At 70.9% G+C, this 17,595-nt stretch carries 13 protein-coding genes; 4 read left to right on the top strand and 9 right to left on the bottom strand.

Annotation, left to right across the window (positions count from 1 at the left end; genetic code table 11):
* The 4 genes from AOK03_RS08140 to nsdA all read right to left on the bottom strand — a co-directional run.
* Positions 1–1,434, bottom strand: a 1,434-nt coding sequence (locus AOK03_RS08140) for a [protein-PII] uridylyltransferase (protein WP_079074555.1), incomplete at its 3' end; no start/stop codon positions are given.
* Between the two features lie 56 nt (positions 1,435–1,490).
* The gene (locus AOK03_RS08135) at positions 1,491–1,829 is read right to left on the bottom strand and encodes a P-II family nitrogen regulator (protein ID WP_055564491.1); all 339 of its coding nucleotides are present in this window, start codon (positions 1,827–1,829) and stop codon (positions 1,491–1,493) included.
* On the bottom strand, positions 1,826–3,205 hold the full coding sequence (locus tag AOK03_RS08130) for an ammonium transporter (RefSeq protein ID WP_055564490.1): 1,380 nt from the start codon (positions 3,203–3,205) through the stop codon (positions 1,826–1,828). The genes AOK03_RS08135 and AOK03_RS08130 overlap by 4 nt, the downstream gene beginning before the upstream one ends.
* A 267-nt stretch (positions 3,206–3,472) precedes the next feature.
* On the bottom strand, positions 3,473–4,945 hold the full coding sequence (nsdA, locus tag AOK03_RS08125) for a transcriptional repressor NsdA (RefSeq protein WP_055564489.1): 1,473 nt from the start codon (positions 4,943–4,945) through the stop codon (positions 3,473–3,475).
* Positions 4,946–5,365: 420 nt separating this feature from the next.
* On the opposite strand from nsdA, the gene AOK03_RS08120 reads away from it, so the two are divergent.
* Positions 5,366–6,028, top strand: a complete 663-nt coding sequence (locus AOK03_RS08120; protein WP_055564488.1) for a bifunctional DNA primase/polymerase — start codon at positions 5,366–5,368, stop codon at positions 6,026–6,028.
* Positions 6,029–6,142: 114 nt separating this feature from the next.
* On the opposite strand, the gene ftsY is transcribed toward AOK03_RS08120, so the two are convergent.
* On the bottom strand, positions 6,143–7,348 hold the full coding sequence (gene ftsY / locus AOK03_RS08115; protein WP_055564487.1) for a signal recognition particle-docking protein FtsY: 1,206 nt from the start codon (positions 7,346–7,348) through the stop codon (positions 6,143–6,145).
* 198 nt (positions 7,349–7,546) lie between these two features.
* On the opposite strand from ftsY, the gene AOK03_RS08110 reads away from it, so the two are divergent.
* Positions 7,547–8,998 (top strand): purine-cytosine permease family protein, encoded by a 1,452-nt coding sequence (locus tag AOK03_RS08110; RefSeq protein WP_055564486.1) that lies wholly within the window; start codon positions 7,547–7,549, stop codon positions 8,996–8,998.
* Positions 8,999–9,112: 114 nt separating this feature from the next.
* Complete coding sequence (locus AOK03_RS08105) at positions 9,113–10,096, top strand: LLM class flavin-dependent oxidoreductase (protein ID WP_055564485.1); 984 nt, start codon at positions 9,113–9,115, stop codon at positions 10,094–10,096.
* A 52-nt stretch (positions 10,097–10,148) separates the two neighbouring features.
* Here AOK03_RS08105 and AOK03_RS08100 read toward each other — a convergent pair whose 3' ends face one another.
* The 4 genes from AOK03_RS08100 to AOK03_RS08085 all read right to left on the bottom strand — a co-directional run bounded on the left by AOK03_RS08100 (position 10,149) and on the right by AOK03_RS08085 (position 16,525).
* On the bottom strand, positions 10,149–11,573 hold the full coding sequence (locus AOK03_RS08100; protein WP_055564484.1) for a sugar porter family MFS transporter: 1,425 nt from the start codon (positions 11,571–11,573) through the stop codon (positions 10,149–10,151).
* Between the two features lie 240 nt (positions 11,574–11,813).
* Positions 11,814–15,371, bottom strand: coding sequence for a chromosome segregation protein SMC (gene smc, locus AOK03_RS08095; protein WP_055564483.1), 3,558 nt, complete (start codon positions 15,369–15,371; stop codon positions 11,814–11,816).
* Between the two features lie 266 nt (positions 15,372–15,637).
* Complete coding sequence (locus tag AOK03_RS08090) at positions 15,638–15,841, bottom strand: hypothetical protein (protein ID WP_055551056.1); 204 nt, start codon at positions 15,839–15,841, stop codon at positions 15,638–15,640.
* 402 nt (positions 15,842–16,243) lie between these two features.
* The gene (locus AOK03_RS08085; protein ID WP_055564482.1) at positions 16,244–16,525 is read right to left on the bottom strand and encodes an acylphosphatase; all 282 of its coding nucleotides are present in this window, start codon (positions 16,523–16,525) and stop codon (positions 16,244–16,246) included.
* A gap of 128 nt (positions 16,526–16,653) precedes the next feature.
* Between AOK03_RS08085 and AOK03_RS08080 the strand changes: the two genes are divergently transcribed.
* Positions 16,654–17,553 (top strand): CAP domain-containing protein, encoded by a 900-nt coding sequence (locus tag AOK03_RS08080; protein ID WP_055564481.1) that lies wholly within the window; start codon positions 16,654–16,656, stop codon positions 17,551–17,553.
* Positions 17,554–17,595: the final 42 nt, after the last annotated feature.

Raw genomic sequence — 17,595 nt, 5'->3', positions numbered from 1 at the left:
GATGTCGTGCAGCAGCGCGGCCACGAGCAGCAGGTCGGGCCGCCCCACCCGCCGGGTGAGCGCGGCGGCCCGCACCGCCGTCTCGACCAGGTGCCGGTCGACCGTCCAGGTGTGGACGGCGTTGCGCTGCGGACGGCACCGCACCCGCTCCCAGTCGGGAAGGAGCCGGGTGATGAGTCCTTCGGCCTCCAGGGCCTCCCACACCTGCACCGTCGGCCGCCCCGCCCCGAGCAGCGTCACGAGCTGCTCGCGCGCTTCGGCGGGCCACGGCGTGGAGAGGGGCCGCGACGAGGTGGCGAGGCGGCGCACGGCGTGCCGGGACAGCGGGAGGCCCGCCTGCGCCGCTGCCGCCGCGGCCCGCAGCGGCAGCACGGAATCCCGTTCGGGCCGGGCCGCGCGGGCGAGCACCGCCTCCCCGTCCTGCTCCACGACCCCCTCGGCCAGCGGCGACCGCTCGGCCACGGCTCCCCGACCGCCTCCTCCGACGCCGCCCCGGCCACCGAGCATCGCCCGCAGCCGGGGCCGCGCGGCCCGCCCCCGCAGCACGCGCCCGACCTCGCGCCAGGTGACATCACCGGCGTACGCGACGACGCGCGCGGCCTCGTACACCTGACGCAGCAGTGTGTCGGCGTCCAGCAGCCCCAGCTCGGCGGCGACCTGGTCCTGTTCCTGGAGGGCGAGCCGGTCGGTGGCGCGGCCCGTCGCCAGGTGCAGTGCGTCCCGCACGTCGAGGAGGCGCCGCCGGGCCTCGTCGAGTCCCTCGCGGGGCGCGTCCGCGAGCCACGACGCGGCGACGGCCCGCAGCGCGGTCGCGTCGCGCAGTCCGCCCCGCGCCTCCTTGAGGTCGGGTTCGAGCAGATGGCTCAGCTCGCCCTGGCGCTCGGCCCGTTCCTCGCAGAGCTCGCGCAGCTCGGGCAGGCGTTCGGGGGCCTGGTTGCGCCAGTCGGCGAGCACGGTCGTGCGGAGCGCGGCGGTCATCCCGAGGTCCCCGGCGAGGTGGCGGGCGTCGAGCAGCCCGAGGTGCACCTTGAGGTCGTCGCCCGCGGTCTTGCGGGCCTCCGCGGGCGTGCGCACGGAGTGGTCGAGGGCCAGCCCGAGGTCCCACACGGGGTACCAGAGGCGATCGGCGAGCGCGGCGAGCTCCTTGGGGCCGGCGCTCCCGTCGTGCAGCAGCAGAAGGTCCAGGTCGCTGCGGGGCGACAGCTCGCCCCGCCCGTAGCCGCCCACCGCGACGAGGGCGGCGCCCCGGGGAACGCCCTCGGGGCCGTCCCCGGCCGCGAAGAGTCCGGCCAGCCAGTCGTCCGTCAGCTCGGCGAGGGCGGAACGGCGCGGCGGCCCGGACCGCGACTCCTCGTGGAGGAGCCGCAGCCGGGCCGCCGCGTAGCCGCCGGGTCCGGAGTCTTCCGCTTCAGTTCGTACGTCCACACTCGTCACCCGGCAACTCCCGTTCGGTTTCGCTCAGTCGACCTCGATCGGCCCCCCGGCCCCGCTCACAGTGCGTCGGGGCCGCGCTCCCCGGTCCGGACCCGCACGGCCGTGTCGACCGGGACGCTCCAGACCTTGCCGTCCCCGATCTTGCCGGTGCGGGCGGCCTTCACCACGACCTCGACGAGCTGTTCGGCGTCGTCGTCGTCGACGAGCACCTCGATGCGGATCTTCGGGACGAGGTCGACGGTGTACTCGGCGCCCCGGTAGACCTCGGTGTGGCCGCGCTGCCGTCCGTAGCCGCTGGCTTCGGTGACGGTCAGGCCGTGGACGCCGAAGGCCTGCAGCGCTTCCTTGATCTCGTCGAGCCGGTGCGGCTTGACGACCGCGGTGATGAGCTTCATGCGTCCACCTTCTTGTCCGACTTCTCGTTGCGCTGAACCTGGGCCGTTCCCTGCGTGCCGTCCGCGCCGGGCGCGGGCACCGCCGTACGCGGCAGCGCGCCGCCGCCCGCACCGCTGAAGTCGTATGCGGTCTCGGCGTGCTCGACCTGGTCGATGCCCGCGACCTCGTCGTCCTCGTCGACCCGCATCCCGATCGTCTTGTCGATGAGGAGGGCGAGGACCGCGGAGGCGACGAGGGAGTACGCGAGGACGGCTCCGACGCCGGCGAGCTGCTTCCACAGCTGCTCCAGGCCGCCTCCGTAGAAGAGGCCCTGCGCCTTCGACTGTCCGCCGCCGGTGGCGAAGAAGCCGACGAGGACCGAACCCGCGACGCCGCCGACCAGGTGGACGCCGACCACGTCGAGGGAGTCGTCGTACCCGAACCGGAACTTCAGGCCCACGGCCATGGCGCACAGCACACCGGCGATGACACCGATGGCGATGGCGCCGAGCGGCGAGCAGGAGCCACCGGACGGGGTGATGGCGACGAGCCCCGCAACAGCGCCCGAAGCGGCGCCCAGCGTGGTGCACGCACCGTGCCGGAGCTTCTCGTAGATGAGCCAGGCGAGCATGGCGGCGGCGGTCGCGACCTGTGTGTTGACGAACATGAGCGCACCGACGCCGTCGTCGTTGCCCAGCCACGATCCGGCGTTGAAGCCGAACCAGCCGAACCACAGCAGGGCCGCGCCGAGCATCACGAGCGGCAGCGAGTGCGGTCGCATCGGGTCCTTCTTGAAGCCGACGCGCTTGCCGATGACGAGGATGACGCCGAGCGCCGCGGCTCCGGCGTTGATGTGCACGGCCGTGCCGCCCGCGAAGTCGATGACGCCGAGCTCGAAGGCCCAGCCGCCCGTGCCCCACACCCAGTGCGCGACGGGGAAGTACACGATCGTGGCCCACAGGGCGATGAACAGCGCCCAGGCCGTGAACTTGACGCGGTCCGCGAGGGCGCCGCTGATCAGTGCGGGCGTGATGACCGCGAACATCAGCTGGAAGACGGCGAAGACGTAGACCGGGATGGTGTAGCCGTCCCAGAGCTGGTTGATGCCGAGCCCGCTGAGCCCTATGTAGTCGCCCTCCCACCCGAAGAGGCTGCCGTGGTCGGTGCCGAACGCGACGGAGAAGCCGTACAGCACCCAGAGGATCGTGACGATCCCGAGGCTGATGAAGCTCATCATCAGCATGTTCAGGGTGCTCTTGACGCGGACCATGCCTCCGTAGAAGAAGGCCAGGCCCGGCGTCATGAGCATCACCAGGGCGGAGCAGATGAGCATGAAGCCGGTGTTGGCGGCAGACAGCTCGGGGGCGTCTGCGGCGATCGTGATGCCTGGGGGCATCGGCGTCTCCTCGCTGTGGGGCCGGTTGTGCGCCAGAGACTGGCCCAGCGCGGTTTCGGCGGGGGCCCCTCGGTGTTTCACCGCAGTGACGAAGAGGTCGTGCGTGTTACGCGGCCATGAACTGCCGGGTCGCACGGGGTGCGCCGGTCACCCTGGTGCGCGGTACTAGAACCGGCCGCGGCGGCCATCCGGCTGACCTGGCGTGGGGGAGCCGAGTCGGGCTGTTAGGGATGGTCCTGCCGCGGCCGGGGCCGGTCGTGCCGGACGTCAGACCGCCTCCGCGGTCTCCGGCATCTCGATGGCGAGCCGATCGGTGATCTCCACGACTTCGGCGACGTCCCCGAAGTCCCGAACGGCGGTGTCGACGGTCTTGCGCAGGCGGGTGTTGACCCGCTCGGAGCGCACCTTCTTGGCGATGTCGAGCGCCTGTCCGGCGAGGACGGTGCTCTGCTCGGGCTCGCGTTGGAGCAGGTGGACGGTGGCTTTGCCGATGAGGTTCAGTGCATACGAACGCTGGTGCTCGACGTCCTTCTGGAAGAGCTCGACGGCACGGTCCATGACGGGCTCGGCCAGCGAGGCGTACGTGGGGCTGCGGCCTGCGACGTACGCCAGGTCGCGGAACGAGTGGGCGTTCTCGCCGTTCAGCTCGGCCTCGGAGAAGAAGCGGATCCAGTCGGGCTCGGGCTCGCCGAAGTCCTCGGCGTCGGCGAAGGTGTCCTCGGCCATCCGCACGGCCCGCTTGCACTTGCCGGGCTGGCCCATGCTCGCGTACGCCCGGGCCTCCATCGCATACAGCATGGCCTGGGTGCGCGGACCGGCGCAGTCCCGGCTGCCGTACTGCGCGAGGTGGATCAGTTCGAGCGCGTCGTCGGGCCGGTTCAGGTGGATCATCTGACGGCTCATGCTGGAGAGGATGTACGACCCGAGGGGCTTCTCCCCCGCCTCCTTCGCGGCGTGCAGCGCGAGGACGAAGTACTTCTGGGCGGTGGGCTGGAGTCCCACGTCGTAGCTCATCCAGCCCGCCAGTTCGGCCAGTTCGCCCGCGACCTTGAAGAGGCGCTTGGAGGTGGCTTCGGGCTGGGGCTCCTGCAGCAGGTCCGTCACTTCGTGCAGCTGCCCGACGACGGCCTTGCGGCGGAGCCCTCCCCCGCACTGGGCGTCCCACTGGCGGAACATCACCGTCGTGGACTCCAGGAGGTCCAGCTCCGGCTTGGACAGCCGCGCCGGGCGGCGGGACGCGGCGGGCTCGGGGTCCTCTCGCGGTGTGGACGGTGAGGGCACCAGCCAGCGCTGCATGGGCTCGATGAGCGCGGGCCCGGCCGAGAGGGCGAGCGAGGTGCCGAGGAATCCGCGGCGGGCGAGCATCAGGTCGCTGCGCGAGAACTCACTGATGAGGGCGACCGTCTGGGGCCCGGTCCAGGGCAGGTCGACCCCGGAGGACGCGGGCGTGCGGTGAGCGGCGCGCAGGCCCAGGTCCTCGACGGCGACGACACAGCCGAAGCGCTCGGAGAACAGCTCGGAAAGGATGCGGGGAATCGGCTCGCGCGGGTTCTCGCCGTCCAGCCAGCGGCGCACCCGTGAGGTGTCCGTCGAGATGTGGTGCGCACCCAACTGGCGCGCCCGGCGGTTGACTTGCCGGGCCAGCTCACCCTTGGACCAACCGCTGCGCACGAACCACGACGTGAGCATCTCGTTGGGGCGCTTCTCCGCGTTCGCGCCGCCTCCGCCATTGCCGCTCACTGGAACGCCCCCATCCCTCAAGACACCTGCGCGCTGTACACGGCTAGCCCTAACAGAATGCCGCCACTCACCGCCGTCCGTCCGGAGAATGTCACCCATCGAACAGGAAACCGACTTGCCTCCGGCATACCCGCGAGTGCTCGAACTTCCGGGGCCGTGTACTGAAAGTAATCCTACGATCACCCCTCCGGCGAGGGCGATCGCGGAAACGCCACCATTCGCCACCCCTTCGAATGAACTCCCTTGCCGCCACAAGCGATTCACTTGACATAGGACGGATGAAAGTGGGCGGAGCGGAGTGCGCCGGGGCGCATGACACCGGGCGCACCACCCGACGGACCACCGAGCGCCGTCAAGAACAGAGGGTCACGATCCGATTCCGTCACGTAACCGAGGCACGCTCGACCCGTTGGAGGGGGCATGGGCTTCACGATCGGCGGCATCCGGGGGACCGACAGGCCCCGGACCGGATCACGGCGGCGCGGCCGCACGTCGGACTGCACCACGGTGGCGGAGTACACCGGACTGTGGGGATGGGCCGCGGTGCCCGGCGCCCGCGCTCTGGACGGCGTGTGCTCGTGCGGCGTCGCCGACTGCGCCACCCCGGGCGCCCATCCCCTGGGCTTCGCCCCGGAGGTCCCGGCCGGGGCCACGCTCGACGAAGTGACGGACGCCTGGGCGGAGTTCCCCGGCGCGGCGGTCCTGCTGCCGGTGGGGCGCGCCTTCGACGTGCTGGAGGTGGCGGAGACGGCGGGCAGGCGCGCGCTGGTCCGGCTGGAGCGGATGGGCCTGCCCCTGGGGCCGGTGGCGGTCACGCCGGACGGCCGGGCGCAGTTCTTCGTCGCCCCCGGCGCCGCGACCGAACTCCCCCAGCTGCTCTACCGCATGGGCTGGGACGACGCCGCCCTGGACCTGCACGGCCTGGGCCAGGGCACGCACATCACCGCGCCCCCGTCCGACCGCGGCGGCCTCGGCCCGGTCCGCTGGCTGCGCACCCCCGAGCTCGACTCGGCGACGAACCCGCCACAGGCCCGCCTGCTGCTCGGCACCCTGGCGTACGTGGCACACCGCTCCCCCGCGTAGCGCCCCGCGGGCCGTCGCGGACCACCGGCAGACCACCGTCGGGGGACGGGAAGGGCCCCCTCGCATCTGCACCGTGCGAGGGGGCCCTTCCACTGCGTACGAGCGTCGCGGAGCTCAGTCCCCGATGAGCGCGTCGACGAACGCCTCGGGCTCGAACGGCGCCAGGTCGTCCGCGCCCTCGCCGAGACCCACCAGCTTGACCGGCACGCCCAGCTCGCGCTGCACGGCGACGACGATGCCGCCCTTGGCGGTGCCGTCGAGCTTCGTGAGGACGATGCCCGTGATGTCGACGACCTCGGCGAAGACCCGCGCCTGCACCAGGCCGTTCTGCCCGGTCGTGGCGTCGAGGACGAGCAGCACCTCGTCGAGCGGGGCGTGCTTCTCGACGACGCGCTTGACCTTGCCGAGCTCGTCCATGAGGCCGGTCTTGGTGTGCAGTCGGCCCGCGGTGTCGATGAGGACGACGTCCGCGCCGTCCGCGATGCCCTCCTTGACCGCGTCGAAGGCGATCGACGCCGGGTCGCCGCCCTCGGGGCCGCGCACCGTGCGGGCGCCGACGCGGTCGCCCCAGGTCTGCAGCTGGTCGGCGGCGGCCGCGCGGAAGGTGTCCGCGGCGCCGAGGACGACCGAGCGGCCGTCGGCGACGAGCACGCGCGCGAGCTTGCCGGTGGTGGTGGTCTTGCCGGTGCCGTTGACGCCGACGACCATCACGATGCCCGGCGTCTCGAGGCCGGACTCGGTCTTCACGGCGCGGTCGAAGTCCGTGCCGACGAGGGTGAGGAGCTCCTCACGGAGCAGGGTGCGCAGTTCGTCCGGGGTACGGGTGCCGAGCACGCGCACGCGCTCGCGCAGGCGCTCCACGAGCTCCTGGGTGGGCGCGACGCCGACGTCCGCCGTGAGCAGCGTGTCCTCGATCTCCTCCCAGGTGTCCTCGTCCAGGTGCTCGCGGGACAGCAGCGTGAGCAGCCCCTTGCCGAGCGCGTTCTGCGAGCGGGAGAGCCGGGCGCGCAGCCGGACCAGGCGGCCGGCGGTGGGCTCGGGAGTCTCGATCTCCGGCGCTGCCGGCTCCTCGACGACCGGGGCCGACGCCGACGGCTCGGCGAGCGGGAGTTCCACCTCCTCGATCGTGCGGCGCGGTTCGTCGCGCGGCGTCTCGGCCTCGTCGCCGACCTTCGGTTCGACGGGAGGGGCGGTGATGGTGGGCGTGCCGGACGGGGCCTGCGGGGGCAGCTGCTTCTTCTTGCGGCTGCCGATCACGAGCCCGCCGAGCGCGCCGATCACGACCACGGCGATGACTACAGCAAGGATGACGATTTCCATAACCCGTCCAGTATCGGCCATGGCCCCCAGAGAGGCCCAGATTGTGTTTTCCTCCAAAGAACATATGCCTACGGAGGGCACTACTCGGACTAAAGTACGATGGAGCTCGCCGCATCAACGCGCGTAGAGTCCATCGCGATCACCCCCACCGACGGATCGCGACGTTGCGAGCCGAGCGAGAGGCACGGACCCACCCCCATGAGCAGCACCACTGCCGAATCCGAAGGCACCCTCGAGACGCGCGGCCTTGAGCCCGTCCCGGACGCCGAGCGCACGGGCAAGACCCGCGAGCTCTTCCCCACCTGGGTAGCGGCCAACATCAGCGTCCTGCTGCTCACCATGGGTGCGGGCCTGATCGTCTCCAACGGCCTGAACATCTGGCAGGTCCTGGTCGTCGCGCTCGTCTCGCCCCTGCTGAGCTACGGCATGGTCGGCCTCATCTCCATCGCGGGCAAGCGCGGCGGCTCGCCGGGCATGACGCTCTCGCGCGCGGTGTTCGGGCAGCGCGGCAACCTCTTCCCGGGCGCGCTGATCTGGGTCGCCCGCTGGGGCTGGGAGACGATCAACGCGGTCACGGGCGCGTACGCGATCATCACGGTCCTGAACATCTGCTTCGGCGTGGAGTCCAGCACCTGGCTGACCGTCGTCACGCTGGTCGCCTTCGTCGCCTGCACGTTCCTGATCAGCGGTCTCGGCCGGAAGATCCTGCACATCTGCAGCACCTGGTCGACGTACGCCTTCGGCGCGTTCAGCGTGCTCGTGCTGATCTACCTCATCGCCGAGACCGACTGGTCCGCCGTCTTCGACAAGCCCGCGGGCTCCACCGCGATGATGGTCGCGGGCGTCGGCACGATCGCCGCGGGCGGCATCAGCTGGGTCCCCACCGGCCCGGACTTCACCCGCTACCTGCCGCGCACCGCCTCGAACAAGCCGCTGATCGGCCACGCGATCGGGGGCGCCGGCATCGTCGTCGTCCCGATGGTCCTGATGGGCGCCGTCATGGCGGTCTCCGACCCGAAGCTCTCCTCGGCGCAGGACCCGGTCTCCTTCCTCGGCGAGCTGCTCCCGATGTGGATCGCGGTGCCGTACCTGCTGATGGCGCTGATCGGCATGCTGCTGATCAACTCGATGTCGATGTACTCCGCGGGCTTCACCGCCATGACGCTCGGCATCAAGGTCCCGCGCGCGTGGGCGGTCAGCGTGAACGCGATCATCAGCCTGATCTTCGGCTACATCCTGATGAACGTGGCGACGAGCTTCATGGGCTCGTTCATCTCCTTCCTCACCCTGCTCGCGGTCGCCTTCTCCGCCTGGATCGGCGTCTTCGGCATCGACATGCTGCGCCGCAAGACCTACGACGGCGCGGCCCTGATGGACACCAAGCGCACGAGTGCCTACTGGTACAAGGCCGGCTTCGCCTGGCAGGCCATGACGGCCTGGGCGGTCGCCCTGATCGTGGGCCTGCTCTTCACCAAGGTCGACTGGTTCAGCGGCCCGCTCGCCACGTCCTGGATCGGCCGCCACGGCCTCGGCTGGCTGACCACGATCGTCATCGCGGCCGTGCTGTACGCGATCCTGCCGAAGACCCCCCTGGTCGAGACGGCGGCCGCGGGCAAGGACGACGGCGAGACCGAACTGGTCTCCGCCTGATCTTGGCCAACCTCCCCGCGGAAGGCGCCGGCCTCCGCACGGGGCTACCCATCTGACACCACGTCAACTACCGTCCCCCTTCGCCGCCCACGCACGGTGAAGGGGGACGTTGCCATGCCCGCCACAGTCGTACGGTTCAACCTCGTCGATCCCGCCGCGACACCCGCCTCGTTGAGCGAGCGCTATCGGGCCGCCCTGGAGATGGCCGCGTACGCGGACGACCGCGGCATCTCCACCATCCAGACGGAGGAGCACCACGGCGCCGAGAACAACTGGATCTCCTCGCCCTTCACCTTCGCGGGCGCGGTCTTCGGCGCGACGCGGCGCATCGCGGTGACGGTGTCCGCGGTCATCGGTCCCCTGCACGACCCGCTGCGGCTCGCCGAGGACATCGCCGTGCTCGACCTGCTGAGCGCGGGCCGCCTGGTCACGGTGGCGGGGATCGGCTACCGGCCCGAGGAGTACGAGCAGTCGGGCGTCGACTGGAAGAGCCGCGGCAAGCTCCAGGACGAGCTCCTGGAGACGCTGCTCGCGGCATGGACGGGTGAGCCCTTCACCTTCCGCGGCCGCACGGTGCGGATCACGCCGCGTCCCTTCACGCGGCCCCACCCCCTGCTCCTCGTCGGCGGGTCCTCGAAAGCGGCGGCCCGGCGCGCCGCCAGGCTCGGGCTGCCGTTCTTCCCGAGCGCCCATCTGCCCGACATCGAGGCGTACTACCAGGCGCAGCTGGTGGAGCACGGCACCGAGGGCTGGACGATGATGCCCGCCGCGGAGACACCGCTGCTGCACGTCGCCGACGACCCGGATCACACCTGGGCCGAGCACGGAGAGCACTTCCTGCACGAGGCCCGCACCTACGCCTCCTGGCAGAACAAGGACATCCACTCGGCGGTGAAGTCGGCGGCCACGACGGTGGAGGAGCTGCGCGCCGAGGGCGTCTACCGCGTCCTGACGCCCGATCAGTGCCTGGAGTACGCGAGGAGCGGCGCCGACAGCCTCATCCTGCATCCGCTCGCGGGGGGCATGCCGATCGACGAGGGCTGGCGCAGCCTGCACCATTTCTGCGAAAACGTACTGCCCCGGCTGAAGGACAAGTGAGCACGAGTCCTTCGGCCGGGGCAGCTTCCTGAAGAGGAGGGGGCAGCGGGGTTTAGCCCATCTCCTCCAGGGCCTTGCCCTTCGTCTCCTTGACGAACTTCATGACGAAGGGGATCGAGATCGCGGCGAAGGCGCCGTAGATGATGTACGAGCCGGTCAGGGACCACTCGGACATGCTCGGGAAGGTCTTGGTGATCGCAAAGTTGGCGAGCCACTGGGCGGAGGCGGCCACACCGAGCGCGGCGGCACGGATCCGGTTCGGGAAGATCTCGCCGAGCAGCACCCAGACGACGACGCCCCAGGACAGCGCGAAGAAGAGCACGAAGGCGTTGGCGGCGATGATCGCGGTCAGGCCCTGCGCGTTCGGCAGCTCGACGGCGTCACCGGAGCCGGACTTGTACGAGAACGCCCACGCCATGGTGAACAGGGCCGCCGCCATGCCCGCGGAGCCGATGATGGCGAGGGGCTTGCGGCCGATGCGGTCGACGAAGATCATCGCGATGACCGTACCGACGATGTTCACGATCGACGTCTCGAACGAGTACAGGAACGAGCTGCTCGGGTCCTTGCCGATCGACTGCCACAGCTGGTTCGAGTAGTAGAAGATCACGTTGATGCCGACGAGCTGCTGGAAGACCGAGAGGCCGATGCCGATCCAGACGATCGGCAGAAAGCCGACCTTGCCGAGCAGGTCCTTGAAGGACGGCTTGTGCTCGCTGCGCATGCCGCGCTCGATCTCGGTGACGCGCGCGTCCAGGTCGATACCCGTGCCCTCGACCTCGCCGAGCACCTTTCTCGCCTCGGTGTGCCTGCCGACCGAGATCAGGAAGCGCGGCGACTCGGGAATGATGAAGGACAGCAGGCCGTAGAGGACCGCCGGGACGACCATGACGCCGAGCATCCACTGCCAGGCCTCGAGCCCCGCGAGCTTGCCGCGCTGGTCGCCGTCGGCCATGTTCAGGATGCCCCAGTTGACCAGCTGGGAGACGGCGATGCCGATGACGATGGCGGCCTGCTGGAACGAGGCGAGGCGGCCCCGGTAGGCGGGCGGCGCGACCTCGGCGATGTAGGCCGGGCCGATCACCGAGGCCATGCCGATGCCGATGCCGCCGATGAGGCGCCACACCGTGAGGTCCCAGGCGGCGAACGGCAGGGCCGAGCCGACGGCGCTGGCCGCGAAGAGGACGGCGGCGATCTGCATGCAGCGGATGCGGCCGATGCGGTCGGCGATGCGTCCGGCCACGGCGGCACCGACGGCACAGCCGAGGAGCGCGGTGGCGATGATCCAGCCGAGCATGTTGGCGTCGACGTCGAAACGGTGCTGAATGGCGACGGTGGCGCCGTTGATCACCGAACTGTCGTAGCCGAAGAGGAAGCCACCCATCGCGGCGGCCGCCGTAATGAAGATGACATGGCCGAGATGGTCCGGGTGGGCCTCTCTGGCTCCGGACTGAGGCGCCTGCGATGTGCTGGTCACGTGTACTCCTCGGGCCACCGGCAGCGTTGCCGGGGGTGGGGGCGAGCTCTTCAAGTGGCGCACAACTTCACGCCGCCCACCACCTGAAGGTAAAAGCAACGTTGCAGAGACTATGCCTTCAAGTTTCGAAGTCAATAGGTGGACTGCTGTGAATTTATGAGCACTCCGAGGCCGTGCATGTTCAAGTCTTGAAGACTTGAAAGGAGACACCGGTGCCGTCGAAGGGGCGTGCCCGGGGGGCTAGCGGAGGCGCTGGCTGATGACCTTCGAGACGCCGTCACCCTGCATCGAGACGCCGTACAGCGCGTCCGCGACCTCCATCGTGCGCTTCTGGTGCGTGATCACGATGAGCTGCGAGGCCTCCTGCAGCTCCTGCATGATGCGGATGAGCCGCTGCAGGTTGGTGTCGTCGAGCGCCGCCTCGACCTCGTCCATCACATAGAACGGGCTGGGCCGTGCCTTGAAGATCGAAACGAGCAGCGCGACGGCGGTCAGCGACCGCTCGCCGCCGGAGAGCAGCGAGAGCCTCTTGACCTTCTTGCCGGGCGGCCGGGCCTCGACGTCCACACCGGTGGCGAGCATGTTGTCGGGATCCGTGAGGATCAGCCGTCCCTCACCGCCGGGGAACAGCCGCGAGAAGACGCCCTCGAACTCCCGGGCCGTGTCGTAGTAGGCCTCGGTGAAGACCTGCTCGACGCGTTCGTCCACCTCCTTCACCACCTGGAGGAGGTCGGTCCGCGTCTTCTTCAGGTCCTCCAGCTGCTCGCTCAGGAACTTGTGGCGTTCCTCCAGCGCCGCGAACTCCTCAAGAGCCAGCGGGTTCACCTTCCCGAGCTGCTGATACGCCCGTTCGGCTGACTTGAGCCGCTTCTCCTGCTCTCCCCGGACGAACGGCACCGGCAGGTTCCGCGGATGCCGCGGGTCGTCGGGCAGCTCCTCGCCCTCGGCGGGGGGCGAGGGCGGCACGGGCTGATCGGGGCCGTAGTCGGCCACGAGTCCCGCCGGCTCCACACCGAGCTCCTCCAGGGCCTTGGTCTCCAGCTGCTCGATCCGCAGCCGCTTCTCTGCTCCCAGTACCTCGCCCCGGTGAACTGAATCAGTCAATTTGTCGAGCTCGGCCTTGAGATCGCGGCCCTGGCCCCGCGCGGCGAGCAGATCCCGCTCCCGCGCCTCCTTGGCGCGCTCGGCGGCGGTGCGCTCCTCGTCCGCGCGTACGAGGGAGACCTCGACGTGGGCGAGCAGCTGGCGCCCGCCGGACGCGACGGCCTCGGCGACCGCTGCCTCGTGACGCAGCCGCGCCCTGCGCTGCTCGGCACGCGCGCGTGCCTCACGTTCGGCGCGGGCGGCCCGGTCCAGGGAGTCGGCGCGGCCCGCGAGCGCCTTGACCCGCTCCTCGTGCGTACGCGCCTGGAGCCTGGCCTCCATCTCGGTCTGCCTGGCGTTGGCCCCGTCGGCGGCGAGCCGGTCGCGCACGGAGGTGTCGGGCTCCTCCTCACCGGCAGGCGATGCCTCCTCGGCGACGGCGAGCCGCTCGGCGAGCTCTTCGGCGTCCTCGACCGCCTTGTCCAGGGCGTCCTGCGCCTTGGCCGCGGCGGCGGTGCTGCGCTCGGCCTCGCCCGCGGCGCCCCGCGCCTGTCCGGCGAGCGCCCCCAACTGCTGCGCCACGGAGGACTTCTCCCGGTCGGCGGCCCTGCGCCGCTCCCCCAGCTCCTCGACGAGCGCCGCGCACTCCTTGCGCCGCTCCCCCGCGCGCTCCTGCGCCTGCGCCAACTCCTCGCACCGGGCGGCGAGCCGCTCCAGCTCGTCGGCTGCCTCGTCGACGGACGCCTGCACTTCGAGCAGGCTCGGCGCCCCCGCGGACCCTCCGTGCGCGAAGTGCGCCCCGAGCAGGTCCCCTTCGGCGGTGACGGCGGTCAGCTCCGGGTGCGCGTAGACCAGGTCCTCGGCGTCCTCCAGCGTGCCCACGGCAACGATCCCGCGCAGCAGCCGCCGCACGCCGGGCATCAGCTCGTCGGGCCCCCGCACGAGATCCGCGACGTACGGCGGCCCGCCGGGGCGCTCCGGCTGTACGTCGTCACCGGCGCCGCCGAGCAGCAGCGCCGCACGCCCCGCGTCCTGCTTGCGCAGCAGCCGGATGGCCTCGGCGGCCGGTCCCGGACCGCTCACGGCGACGGCGTCGGCCGCGGCACCGAGCGCGGCGGCGACCGCCACCTCGTGGCCGGGGGCGACGGTGAGCAGGGTGGCGGCCGGACCGAGCAGCCCGGTGAGCTGATCCTTGGCGGCGAGCAGCGCGCCCGTGCCGTCCTTGCGCCGCAGGCCGAGTGCGAGCGCCTCGTGCCGGGCGGCGACCGCGGCCCGCTTGCGCTCGGCGGCGGTCGCTTCCTCCCGCGCCGCGGTGAGCGCGGCCTCGGCGTCGGTGAGCTGCCGCTTCGCCGTGTCGTGCCGCTCGCCGAGCTCGGCGTCGTCCGCGTCGAGCCCGTCGACCTCGGCCTTGAGCTGCTCGTACTCCTCCTGGGCCACGACCGCGCGCTCGGCGGCCTCGTCCCGTGCGACGGCGAGCCGGTCGATCTCGGCCTGGGCGGACGCCGCCCGCGACCGGGCCGCGTTGACCTGCCCGGTCAGCCGGGCGAGACCCTCGCGCCGGTCGGCGATGGCCCGGGCCACGTCCTTGAGCCGACGTTCCTCGACGGCCAGTTGGCGTTCGAGGTCGGAGCGGTGGGCGACGGTGTCGTCCAGGGCGTGCTCGGCGGCCTCCAGCGCGGCTTCGAGCTCGGCCTCCTGCTCGCGGATCCGGGCGGCCTCGCGCTCCAGGTCCTCGGGGTCGCGGCCGCGCCGCTCCTCGGGCGGCGCGGCGGTGGCGCTCTTGACCCGGGCGTCGGCCAGCGAAACGGTGCCGCGCACCCGCTCGGCCAGCTGCGACAGCTCGTACCAGGTCTGCTGGGCGCGCTGCAGCCGCGGCGTGAGGCGGCGTACCTCTTCTTCGAGCTGGGCCTCGCGCTGCAGGGCGGCCTTCAGCTCGGCCTCCGCGCTCTCCTTGCGCTCCTTCAGCGCGGCCTCATCGGCCACCTCGGCGTTCAGTGCGTCGCGGAGCCGTACGAGGTCGTCGGCGAGCAACCGCAGTCGGGCGTCGCGCAGGTCGGCCTGGATGACGGCGGCCCTGCGCGCGACGGCGGCCTGCCGGCCGAGGGGCTTGAGCTGGCGTCGCAACTCGTCCGTCAGGTCCTGGACGCGGGCGAGGTTGGCCTGCATCGCGTCGAGCTTGCGCAGCGCCTTCTCTTTGCGCTTGCGGTGCTTGAGGACGCCCGCCGCCTCCTCGATGAACGCGCGGCGTCCCATCGGGTCGGCGTGCAGCACCCCGTCGAGCTGTCCCTGCCCGACGATGACGTGCATCTCGCGGCCGATGCCGGAGTCGGAGAGCAGTTCCTGGATGTCGAGGAGGCGGCAGGTGTCGCCGTTGATCTGGTACTCGCTGCCGCCGTTGCGGAACATGATCCGCGTGATGGTGACTTCGGCGTACTCGATGGGCAGCGCGCCGTCGGAGTTGTCGATGGTGAGGGACACCTCGGCGCGGCCGAGCGGGGGCCGCCCGGTGGTGCCGGCGAAGATGACGTCCTCCATCTTGCCGCCGCGCAGGGACTTGGCGCCCTGCTCGCCCATGACCCAGCTCAGCGCGTCCACGACGTTGGACTTGCCGGAGCCGTTGGGTCCGACGACGCAGGTGATGCCCGGCTCGAACTTCAGCGTCGTCGCCGACGCGAAGGACTTGAAGCCGCGCAGGGTCAGGGCCTTGAGGTGCACGCCGTCGGACTCTACCTCCCGCCCGCCTCCCACCGTCGCCCTTGTAGGTGGCGCTGCGCGCCGCCGCTTTCGATTCGACCGTTTCACCCATGAAGGTGCAGGGCACATCAGACGGTAAAGACATCAGCGTGCGCAGGGCAAAGAAAGAAGGGACGCCGAAGCGTCCCTTGCATATCTGAAGACAAGCGGCTGACACTGACAGCCTGACCACTTGTGCTTACCACGGGCCCTTGAGCCAAGGCCCTTGAGTCGTGATCGGATAGGGGTCAGGTGAGCGCAGGCTCCGCCTGGGGTACGTCGATGCTCTCCAGGAGCGATTCGTGAGAAGCGGCAGCCGCGAGCGCGTCGTTCTCCGCCTGGATCCGGCCGAGCTCGGATTCCAGGTCCTGGACGCGCTGCTGGAGCCGTCGCATCTCGGCGAGGAGTCGCGGGTCGCTGCCGCCGACGTAACCGAGAAGCGCCTTTGCCATGATGGATGGTCCTCCACACTGAGTGACCGACCGAAGCGGTGTGGGTCGTGAGGGAATCGCACCCGCGGTGCTTGGCACTCTTTGTTTCGCTTGGTCTTGCTGGCCGTTCTCACATGCCAAACAGCTAAGGTGCGCGGGGCTTCCAGAGTCTCACCAAAAAGTTTGACGGTCAACACGATCACACCCCGTATTGGCGGGCGACCCGGGGGCGCGCGGCCCGGAATCAGGCGGCGCTGCTACTCCTTCGGGGCCCTGGGGGCGTGGAGATCATCCTTACCTGCGGAGCCTGCCACGACAAGAGGTTCTTGGCAACCACCAGGCTTTTTCTGCCTCAGGCAGTTGCCCGGGACACTCGTCCGGCGGCCCGCCGCGCCCGCCCCAGGGCGTTCGCCCGGGTCAGGGTCAGCGAATGGCGAACGTCTCGTATATGCCACGTGGTGTGTCCCAGATCTCGGTGACTCCGTCGACCCGCCCGGGTGTGTCGCCGTCGCGAAGCCAGTCGAGCAGGTCCTGACAGCCTTTCCGGGGCCCCTCGGCGACGACCTGCACGCGGCCGTCCTCCAGATTGAGAGCAAAACCACTCAGGCCGCCGATCTCAAGGGCCTTGGCCCGCGTGAACCAGCGGAATCCCACGGCCTGCACGCGTCCGCGCACCCAGGCGGTGAGTCGTACGTCTTCGTTCATGGGTGCACGCTAACCGGCCAATTGCTCAGGGAGCACTTCGTCCCCATGCGCCATCGCGTACAGTCGCGAATCGATGAGCCTCACTCATATGGGTGAGTCACGTTGATCTTAGGACGAAAGGCCAGGAGATGGGACGCCACCGACGCTCCGGCGCTGGACAGGCCGCCACCCCTGAGCACCAGCCGGGGACCGTGTCGCACCGCCGCAAGGGCCGCGCCGCCACTCCCGTGCGCACGGGCCTGCTGGGCGTTTCCGCCGCCGTCGCGATGGGAGCCGTCGCGGTCGCCGCGGGCGTGCTCCCGGGCAGTGACAACTACCAGCTTGGCGGCGGGGGCGACCCCGGCAAGGTGCGGTCCGCGGCCGCGCCGACCGAGGTGGACGCCCAGGGCGGCAAGGACGGCAGCGCCGATCGCGGCGAGCCGTCGCCGAGCCGCGGCACCGGCCGCTCCGAGGCACCGAAGCCCACCCCGTCCGAGGCCGACCCGGAGCCTTCGAAGACGCCCTCCGAGAAGCCGTCGTCGCCCGCCCCGAAGAAGGACACCGGCAACGGCGGCAAGGACGACAAGGACCACGAGCCGACCCCGAGCCCGTCCCGTACGGCCGAGGAGAAGCCCAAGGCTCCCCCGGCGAGCTCCGCGTCGTCGTCCGACGAGAGCGCGGCCGAGGCCGCGGTGCTCACGCTCGTCAACGAGGAGCGGGCCAAGGCGGGCTGCCGACCGGTGCGGGCCGACGCCAGGCTCGCCGCGCTGGCCGGCGACTTCAGCTCCGACATGGCCAAGCGGGACTTCTTCTCGCACACCGACCCGGACGGCGCGACGCCGTGGGACCGCGCCGAGAAGGCCGGCATCAAGAACCTGGGCGGCGAGAACATCGCCCGCGGCCAGGCCGACGCGCAGGCGGTGATGGACGCCTGGATGAACAGCGCGGGCCACCGCGCGAACATCCTGAACTGCGACTACAAGACCCTGGGCGTCGGGGCGCACTTCGCGCCGGGCGGCCCGTGGTGGACGCAGGACTTCGGCTTCTGAGCCCACCGCCGGTCCGGTGAGCCCACCGCCGGTCCGGCACAG

Source organism: Streptomyces atriruber (assembly GCF_001418325.1).
GTDB classification, from domain to species: Bacteria; Actinomycetota; Actinomycetes; order Streptomycetales; family Streptomycetaceae; genus Streptomyces; species Streptomyces atriruber.
The sequence above is the reverse complement of the archived record's forward strand: the minus strand, read 5'-3'. Positions and strand labels throughout refer to the sequence as shown.

Excerpts from the sequence above, each read along its gene's own strand:
- ftsY (WP_055564487.1), bottom strand. The coding sequence starts at position 7,348 with ATGGAAATCGTCATCCTTGCTGTAGTCATCGCCGTGGTCGTGATCGGC.
- AOK03_RS08085 (WP_055564482.1), bottom strand. The coding sequence starts at position 16,525 with ATGAACGAAGACGTACGACTCACCGCCTGGGTGCGCGGACGCGTGCAG.
- AOK03_RS08105 (WP_055564485.1), top strand. The coding sequence starts at position 9,113 with ATGCCCGCCACAGTCGTACGGTTCAACCTCGTCGATCCCGCCGCGACA.
- AOK03_RS08135 (WP_055564491.1), bottom strand. The coding sequence starts at position 1,829 with ATGAAGCTCATCACCGCGGTCGTCAAGCCGCACCGGCTCGACGAGATC.
- AOK03_RS08120 (WP_055564488.1), top strand. The coding sequence starts at position 5,366 with ATGGGCTTCACGATCGGCGGCATCCGGGGGACCGACAGGCCCCGGACC.
- AOK03_RS08080 (WP_055564481.1), top strand. The coding sequence starts at position 16,654 with ATGGGACGCCACCGACGCTCCGGCGCTGGACAGGCCGCCACCCCTGAG.
- AOK03_RS08110 (WP_055564486.1), top strand. The coding sequence starts at position 7,547 with ATGAGCAGCACCACTGCCGAATCCGAAGGCACCCTCGAGACGCGCGGC.
- AOK03_RS08130 (WP_055564490.1), bottom strand. The coding sequence starts at position 3,205 with ATGCCCCCAGGCATCACGATCGCCGCAGACGCCCCCGAGCTGTCTGCC.
- AOK03_RS08090 (WP_055551056.1), bottom strand. The coding sequence starts at position 15,841 with ATGGCAAAGGCGCTTCTCGGTTACGTCGGCGGCAGCGACCCGCGACTC.